The 8429-nt window shown below is 71.6% G+C and carries 6 protein-coding genes and 1 pseudogene; 6 read left to right on the top strand and 1 reads right to left on the bottom strand.

The window, feature by feature from the left end:
• The first annotated feature begins 68 nt into the window (after nt 1-68).
• The 6 genes and pseudogenes from DSY14_RS25165 (at nt 69) to DSY14_RS25185 (ending at nt 7282) form a co-directional block, all read left to right on the top strand.
• On the top strand, nt 69-4280 hold the full coding sequence (locus DSY14_RS25165) for a TIGR02680 family protein (RefSeq protein WP_211719100.1): 4212 nt from the start codon (nt 69-71) through the stop codon (nt 4278-4280).
• The gene (locus DSY14_RS25170) at nt 4277-5146 is read left to right on the top strand and encodes a TIGR02679 domain-containing protein (protein WP_307851331.1); all 870 of its coding nucleotides are present in this window, start codon (nt 4277-4279) and stop codon (nt 5144-5146) included. The genes DSY14_RS25165 and DSY14_RS25170 overlap by 4 nt, the downstream gene beginning before the upstream one ends.
• A gap of 15 nt (nt 5147-5161) precedes the next feature.
• Nucleotides 5162-5512: pseudogene (locus DSY14_RS29010) on the top strand (DUF2399 domain-containing protein); the annotation flags it as partial.
• A gap of 78 nt (nt 5513-5590) precedes the next feature.
• Nucleotides 5591-6544, top strand: a complete 954-nt coding sequence (locus DSY14_RS25175) for a bile acid:sodium symporter family protein (protein WP_211719101.1) — start codon at nt 5591-5593, stop codon at nt 6542-6544.
• A gap of 237 nt (nt 6545-6781) precedes the next feature.
• On the top strand, nt 6782-6949 hold the full coding sequence (locus DSY14_RS25180; RefSeq protein WP_211719102.1) for a hypothetical protein: 168 nt from the start codon (nt 6782-6784) through the stop codon (nt 6947-6949).
• Nucleotides 6950-7066: 117 nt separating this feature from the next.
• On the top strand, nt 7067-7282 hold the full coding sequence (locus DSY14_RS25185; protein WP_211719103.1) for a hypothetical protein: 216 nt from the start codon (nt 7067-7069) through the stop codon (nt 7280-7282).
• A 397-nt stretch (nt 7283-7679) separates the two neighbouring features.
• Here DSY14_RS25185 and DSY14_RS29015 read toward each other — a convergent pair.
• Nucleotides 7680-8427, bottom strand: a protein-coding gene (locus tag DSY14_RS29015) for an IS5 family transposase (RefSeq protein ID WP_374224059.1) whose coding sequence is annotated in 2 segments (ribosomal slippage) — nt 7680-8145 and nt 8144-8427 — 750 coding nt in all. Because the reading frame shifts where the segments join, the coding sequence is not laid out codon by codon here.
• Nucleotides 8428-8429: the final 2 nt, after the last annotated feature.

The following is an 8429-nucleotide window of genomic DNA, read 5'->3' on the forward strand; positions in this document are numbered from 1 at the left end:
GACGACCCCGAACCCCTTTTCCCCGAGAACGCCCCGAACGAGCCCGAAGGAACCGAGGACAGCGCGTCATGATCCGCAGGAGCGACCGTTTCCGACCCAACCGGGCCGGGATCGTCAACATCTGGGACTACCTCGACGAGGAGTTCGCCTTCGGCGACGGCCGTCTCGTGCTGCGCGGCCACAACGGGTCGGGCAAGACCAAGGCGCTGGAGGTCCTGTTCCCCTTCATCCTGGACGGCCACACCGACGCCCGCCGGTTGGACCCGTTCAGCGGCCAGAACCGCACCATGAAGTCGAACCTGCTCTACCGGGGCGACGAGTCCGCCTACGGGTACGTCTGGATGGAGTTCGCCCGGGCCCGTGACGGCGAGGAGGGCTCGGGCCACTCCGCGACGGAGACCGTGACCCTCATCATCGGTCTGCGCGCCCACCGCCACCGTGACGGCGTCACCCCCTCCTTCTTCGTCACCGACCGGCGGCTGGGGGTGGACTTCGGACTGCTGTCCACCGACGACCGGCCGCTCACCGAACGCCAACTCAAGACGGTCCTGGGCGAGGAGGCCCACCACGGCAGCGCCGCCGACTACCGCCGGGCCGTCGACGCCCGCCTGTTCGGGCTGGGGGACCGCTACCTCCAACTGCTCGACCTCCTGCTCGCCCTGCGGCGTCCCCTGCTGGCCAAGGACCTGGACCCCGAGAAGGTCTCGCACACCCTCACCGGCGGGTTGAGCCCCCTGGACGAGACCCTCATCGACCAGGCGGCGCGCGACTTCGCCAACCTCGCCGCCGTCCAGAGCCGTTTCGCCGCCGCCACCGCCTCCCACGAAGCGGCCCGCGCCTTCAGCGAGGTCTACTCCGACTACCTGGGCGTCAACGCCCGCCACCGGTTGCTGCGTGTCGAGGCCGCCACCGAGCAGGCCGACACCCACGCCCGCACCGTCACCGAGGCCGCGGCCGACCTCGAACAGGCCCGCGCCGACCGTGAGCGGGCCCGCGCCGAGGCCACCGGCCTCGACGCACAGGCCGCCCGCCTGACCGCCGAGCGCGACGCCCTCCGACAGCACGACACCCTCCGAGACCAGCAGGCGCTCCAGGTCAGGCGGGCCGGCAACGAGGACCGCGCCCGTCGCATCGCCACCCAGGAGACCCGGGTGCACGGTCAGGAGGAGGAGATCGGTCGCCTGGGCGGCGAGGCCGCCCGCGTCGCCGAGCGGGTCGGCCGCGAACGCTCCCGGGCCGAGGAACTGCGCGCCGAACTCGTCGGCGCCGCGGAACGCTCCGGCATCGTCCACGACGCCGAGGGCGAGGTGGACACCGGCGACGACCTGCCCGAGACCGCCAAGGCCCGGGCGAGCGCCCGTCGCGACGACGTCGACGCCGTACGCGAGCGGCTGCGCGACCAGGAACGCGCCGAGGAGGAACGCCGCCGCGCCGACGGCGCCGCCTCCCGCGCCACGACGACCCTGGAAGAACACGAAGGCGCCTGCGCCGCCGCCGAGGAGGAACTGGGCGCCCGGCGGCGCGCGGCCGCCGAGGCACTCGATGCCTGGGCACAGAGGTGGGACGTCACCGGCCCGGAGGGACCCGAGGCCCTGCGCCAGGCCCTCACCACCTACGGCGAACCCGGCACGCCCACCCTCGCGCAGGTCTTCGACGAACAGGTGCACGAGCACCGCCTGGAGGCGGCCGCCGTCGTGCACACCCTGGAGGCCGAACGGGAGCGGGTGGGCCGCGAACTGTTCGAGGCCCGGCGCGAACGCGACCACGTGGCCGCCGAACGCGACGACGCCCCGCCCGCCGATCCGCTGCGTCCCGCGCCCCGCGAGGACCGCGCCGGGGCGCCCCTGTGGCGCCTGGTCCGGTTCCGCGACGACCTGCCCGCCGACCACGGCGCCGCCATCGAGGGCGCCCTGCACGGCGCCGGCCTGCTCACCGCCTGGATCCACCCCGACCCCGAACTCACCCGGCGGTCCCTGGACGAGGTCGAGGCCGACGCCCATCTGCTGCCCGTCGGCTCCACGCCCACCGGGCCCACCCTGGCGGACGCGCTGGTCCCCGAGACCCAGGAGCACGTGCCCACCGAGGTCATCGCCGCGGTCCTGGCCGCCCTCCCCCTCACCACGGGCGACGAGGCCCCCACCGGCACCGACGGCGTCGACCTTCGGGGTCGTTTCCGGCTGGGCCCGCTGGTCGGCGCCCACCCCAAACCCGTCGCCGAGTTCATCGGGGCCACCAACCGGGCCCAGCGCCGACGCGAACGCCTGGCCGAACAGGACGCCCGCATCGCCGCACTCAACGACGAGCGCACGGACCTCGACGGGCGGCTCACCCGGGCCGGTGAACGGCTCCAGGACTACGCCCGGGCCCGCACCGACCTGCCCGAGGCCACCGACGTGGCCAAGGCCGTGCGCGCCCTCGAACACCACTCCACCCTGCTGGCCTCGGCGCGCGGCGCCCGCGCCGAGGCCCGGCGCGACCTCGACGCCGCCGTCGCCCAGGTCGACGCCGAACGGCGTCGGGTCCGGGCCGTTGCCGCCGAACGGGCCATGCCCACCCTGGCCGAGGACGTCGACGCCGTCGCCGCCGCGCTCGACGTCTTCCGCACGTCCGCCCACGACCTGCACGCCGCCCGCGCCGACATCGCCGAATACACCCGCGACCTCGACGCGCGCCGGGACACCGTCACCCGCTTGAGCGAAGCGCTCGAAGGGGACCGGGCCGAACTCGACCGCGCCCGCACCGACCACGAACGCGAGACCGCGGAACTGGCCACGCTGGAGGCCGCCATCGACGCCCCGGCCCGGGAACTCCTGGATCGGCTGGAGCGGACCGAGGCCGAACTGCGCCGTGTCCGTGACGAGCACGGCCGGGCGGAGAAGACGGCGTCCGACGCCCACGACCTGGCCGTGCGCTCCGAAACGCTGCGCGACAGTGGCGGTCGGTCCCTGACCGACTCCTTGGGAACCCTCTTCGAGCACACCACCGCGCTGTCCGCGCTCACCCGGCCCGCCGTGCGCGCGGTCCTCAACGTGGACACCACCGGGGTCTGGCCCGCCCCCGAACAGTGGCCCGCCCCCGAGGACGCCGCACGGGCACTGGTCACCGGGGACCTCGCCTCGGTCCGCGCGACCCTCCCGGGCGACGCCGCGGCGCTGATGGCCGCCCTCACCGACCGGGTCGGCAGCGCCAAGGTGAGCGACGGCGAGCTCAAGAGCGTGGGCACGCGCATGTCCCAGGCCCTGCGCACCTTCCAGGAGGCGCTCGGCGGTGACGCCGAGGGGTACCGGGTCGACCACGAGGTCGGCGTCAGCGGTCTGGTCACCGTGCACGTCAACGACGAGAACGGGCGCACCCCCGTCTCGGCCTTCACCCGCGCGGTGGCCGCGCGCGTCGACGAGCAGGGCGCACTGCTGCGCGAGGAGGAGCAGGGGGTCCTGGAGGACGAACTGCTCGGCGGTATCGCCCAGCAGATCCACGAACGCATCCGTACCGCCAAGCAGCTGGTCCGTGCGATGGACCACGACACCCGCGCCCGCCCCATGTCCTCGGGCACACGGGTGGGGATCCGGTGGTCCCGCTCCGACGGGCTCACCGAACACCAGCGCAAGGCCACCGAACTGGTCCGCCGGGACGGTACCGGCCTCGGCCCCCGCGGACTGGGTGAGCTGCGCGGAGTCCTGCGCCGCATGATCCGGGACTACCACGGCGCCCACCCTCGGGCGGGCCACAAGCAGGTCCTGTCCGCGGTCCTGGACTACCGCACCTGGTACCGGTTCGAACTGCGCCTGGCCGTGCCCGGCAAGGACGAGGTCACCCTCACCAAGAACAAGCACGAACAGATGTCCGGCGGCGAGAAGTCCGCCGCCATCCACCTGCCGCTGTTCGCCGCCGCCAACGCCCTGTACACCTCGGCGGCCCCCACCTGCCCGCGCGTGGTCGCCCTCGACGAGGCCTTCGCGGGGATCGACGACCGGTACAAGCCCGAGCTCATGGGCCTGACCGTCACCTTCGACCTGGACATGTTCATGACCGGCCACGACCTGTGGGTGCACTACGACAGCGTGCCCATGGCCGCGCACTACGACATGCACCACGACAAGGCCAGCGGCACCGTCTCGGCGCTGCTCATGCTGTGGGACGGTGAGCAGACCCTCGACGCCGACGCCGGGTTCGCCGGCAACGAGGAGCTCGCCGCCGAACTCGTCGGCATCACCCCGACCCGTCACGTACCGCGGTCCCTGGCCGGCACCCTGCTGGCCGAGACGGAGAGCGCGTCGTGAACCTGGACCACTTCCGTGGCCCCCACTACCGCGCCCTGCTGGAACGGGCGCGTAGGGAGCTGGAACGTCGTGACGGGCAGGCCAGGGGCGGCTTCACCCTCAAGGGTCTCGACGAGCAGGACGTCGCCCACGTCCACGGCCTGCTGGGCACCGAGCCGGGAAGGGTGTCGGACCAGGTACGCGTCGACCTCGCGGTGCTCGACGCCACTCTCCGGGACGGCTACGGGATCGGCCTGGGGGATCTGCTGGAACGGGTGGGGCCTCCGCTGCGCCTCAAGAGCAAGGTGGAGGAGGAACGGAGTCGACTGCGGTCACGCATCCTCGCCCCGGCCCTGGCCAGCCACCTGCACGAAACCGACTGGTTCCGGGCCTGGCTGGAGGACCCCCGCACCCGAGGCGCCATCACCCAGCGCGTCACCAGTGCGGACACCGACGGTCTGGGTCGGGCGGTACGCGTGCTGGAGACCATCGACGCCCACGACACCGGCACCACCCCTCTGCTCCTGCCGAACCTGGCCGTACGCGTCACCGGCGACACCAAGGCACTCAACAACGACCGCCCCCTGGCCACCTTGGTCCTGGCGGCCCTGAGCGCACGATCCGCACAGGAGCGGCCCGAGACCGCCGAGGAGCGCCGGGCACTCTGGGAGGCGTACGACGTGGTCCAGGACGACCTGGCCAGCCGTGTCCTGGTGCTCAACCTGCCCGCGCGAGGCCCCGTGCTCGGTTCCTGGATGAACGAGGCCGCCGAACACGGACTCCCGCTCCAGGTGACCCTCCAACAACTGGTCCGCTTTCCACCCGAGCCCAGCGCACGCGTGATCCACGTGTGCGAGAACCCCGCCGTCCTGCGTCAGGCCGCCTAAGACCTCGGAGCGCGCTCCGCCCCTCTGTTGTGCACCGAGGGGTGGCCCTCGGCGGCCTTCCACCGACTCGCGGGCGCCGCCCGGGCGGCGGGGGCACGCCTGCGCTACCACGGCGACTTCGACTGGCCGGGCATCGCCATGACGCAGCGCATCATCGAGCGTTACGAGGCCGACCCCTGGCGCATGGGGGCCGCGGACTATCTCGCCCACGAACCCGAGACCGAACACACGCTCGACGGACGTGCCCGACCCACCCCCTGGGACACCGCCCTGACCGATGCCATGCACGCACGTGGGCACGCCGTGTTCGAGGAGTCGGTCGTTCCCACCCTGGTCGGCGACCTCGCGGCGTCGACCCCGGTGTGACCACGGCCGTGACCAGGGGAGTAACGTGCCCTCGACCCGGCTGAAACCGGCCGGACGACACGCGGGAAGAAGTACACGATGACGGTCATCAAGCAGGTCGCCGACTTCGTCGGCAGGTGGTTCGCGCTCCTGGTCCTCCTGGGAGCCGTGGTGGGTCTGGCCATGCCGGCCCAGGCCTCCCTCATCGCCCCACACGTCTCCCTGCTGCTCGGCGTCATCATGTTCGGCATGGGCCTGACCATGCGCCCCGCGGACTTCGCGATCGTGGCCAAGCACCCCAAGGCCGTGCTGCTCGGCATCGCCTCCCAGTACACGATCATGCCGTTGCTGGGCTGGGGCATCGCCCACCTCATGAACCTGCCGCCGTTGCTCGTGGTCGGCATGATCCTGGTCGGTGCCGCTCCCGGCGGGACCGCCTCCAACGTCATCGTCTACCTGGCCCGCGGCAACGTCGCCCTGTCCGTGGCGATGACGTCGATCTCCACCATGATGGCGCCGTTCGTCACGCCCTTCCTGGTGCTGGCCCTGGCCGGCTCCACCCTGGACGTGTCGGTCGCCGACATGTTCCTGTCGATCCTCCAGGTGGTCCTGCTCCCGGTGGTGGCCGGCCTGCTCCTGCGCACCTTCGCCGACCGCGCCGTCTCCAAGGTCCTGCCGATGATGCCGCTGGTGTCGGTCACCGGCATCGTGCTGGTCGTCGCCGGGGTGGTGGGCGCCAACGCCGACGCGGTTCTGAGCACCGGTCTGCTCCTGGGGCTGGCGGTCATCCTGCACAACACCCTGGGTCTGGGCCTGGGGTACCTCGTGGGCCTGGTCGGGCGCCTGCCCGACACCTCGCGACGCGCCCTCAGCGTCGAGGTCGGCATGCAGAACTCCGGTCTGGCCGCGAGCCTGGGGGCGACCCACTTCGAACCGCTCGCCGCCCTGCCCGGCGCCCTGTTCTCGGTGTGGCACAACCTCTCCGGTGCCTTGGTCGCCACCTACTGGGCCCGCAAGACCCCCGAGGACGCCCGCGAACCCGAACACACCTAAGGCGTGGTCGGTGGGCACCCACCCTGCCGCCCTTCGCTCCGGTGGCACCGTCACCGCGTACTCCTCAGGCGAAGGCCACACCCGGGCCGACCCCTGCTTCGGCCCTGTGCCGGCACCACCGGTGCATCGCTCGTGACGGGGGCATCCACAGAACACACCTGGATCGGGATTTGCCCGGGGCCCGGTCCCCGTGGCAGGCTCTGGCCGCGACATCCCCCGAACCGGAACGGATCCCACGTGGCCGCCAAGAAGAAGAGCAAGCGCAAGCCCGGCAAGGGCCGCACCGAGATCCACCGTGGCCCCACCCGTGACCCGGGAGGCACCGGCAACGTCGGCTGCTACTTCATCTTCTTCGCGATGCTCGTCATCGGTGTGATCATCGTGCTCTTCGAGATCTTCACCTGAGGGCTCGTCGGTACCCCTGATAGCGCCGGACCACACCGGTGACCGCCGGCCTCAAGCGGACAGTTCCGATCACGCGAAGTAGTCACACGACCACCGGGTGCCTGCGAGGCTGATCCCATGATCGAGCGATACCGCCTCGTCGCCCCGTGCTCCGGGCTCCTCCTGTTCACCCTGTTGTCCACCTCCGGTGCGTCCGTCGAACGCTTCGTCACCTGCGCGTCCTCACCGCCGCCGACGCCACGTGTCACCGTCTCGATGACCTGCCCGGGCACCCGCCCCCGTCCCGACCGCACCCTCCTCCGGCGCAGGCCTTCGCACTGCGCGTACCACTGATCCGGGAGCGAGCATGACACGCAGAAGACCCGTGCCCGTCGGCTGATCACCGGCCCGGGGCGCGTCCCCGGGCCCTGACAGCCCGCTGACCCCCGTCAGTGACTGACGGGGGTGCCAACACGGGAATCTGCCGGAGACACTCGGGGCTCAACGGACCGGATCTGCCCCGCCGTGATCGGGACCCGTGGGACCCCCGAACCTCCAGAGCCCCACGCGCCCCGCCCTCCGAGTAGTGCACCAAGAGGGGGCGGGAACTACGTCGAGAATCCCAAGCAGCCCGCGACCCCGGTATCCCAAGGGTTTCGGACAGAAAACCCGCACCGACCGAGAACCCGCCGCTGAACTGCGACGACGCCGCCCGCTCGGGTGCCTCCGTGGTGAGAGCTAAGAGTTCATCTCAAAACCCATCGACTTGCTTGGCCAGGTGCTTGTAGCAGATAAGGGTGCAGGCGATACCGAGCATGGCCAGGAAGTTGGAGGCCTTACGCTCCCAGCGCACGTTCAGCCTGCGATAGGAACCCAGCCAGGCGATGGAGCGCTCGACCTTGTACCGGTGCCTTCCCAACCGTTGTGAGGACTCGACACCAGGGCGGGCGATGCGCACACCGATCTGGCGTTCACGCAGCCAGCGGCCTCGGTCACGGGAGTGGTAGGCCTTGTCCCCGTGGAGCTTGGCCGGACGCCGCCTGCGGGGACCTCGGCGTGAGCGCACGGCGGGCACGCCCCGTACCAAGGGTTTGAGGGCTTCACCGTCATTGACGTTGGCCGCGGAGATCGCGCAGGTCAACGGCAGTCCTTGGTTGTCACACAGCAGATGAAGCTTGGAGCCGGGTTTACCCCGATCAGTGGGGTTTGGCCCCGTCCTCTCCCCCTCTCTTAGCGCGGATCGACTGGGAGTCGACGGTGGCGCGGGACCAGTCCAACAGAGCCCCTCTGCCCAGTTCATCCAGAACCGCGCGGTGGATCGTCGGCCATACGCCTGCTTCGGTCCAGGTCTGGAACCAGCGGTGGGCGGTAGCGCGGGTGACGCCGAACAGCCCGTCGGCCTTCTCCCAGGAACAGCCCGAAGCCTGGACGAACAGCACGGTCGTCAGCACCGCGCGTTGGTCCACACGTGGGCGGCCGGTCTTCGGGGCCGGTGGCAGCA

Origin of the sequence: Nocardiopsis sp. MG754419, assembly GCF_018207095.1 — a bacterium.
Taxonomy (GTDB): Bacteria; Actinomycetota; Actinomycetes; order Streptosporangiales; family Streptosporangiaceae; genus Nocardiopsis.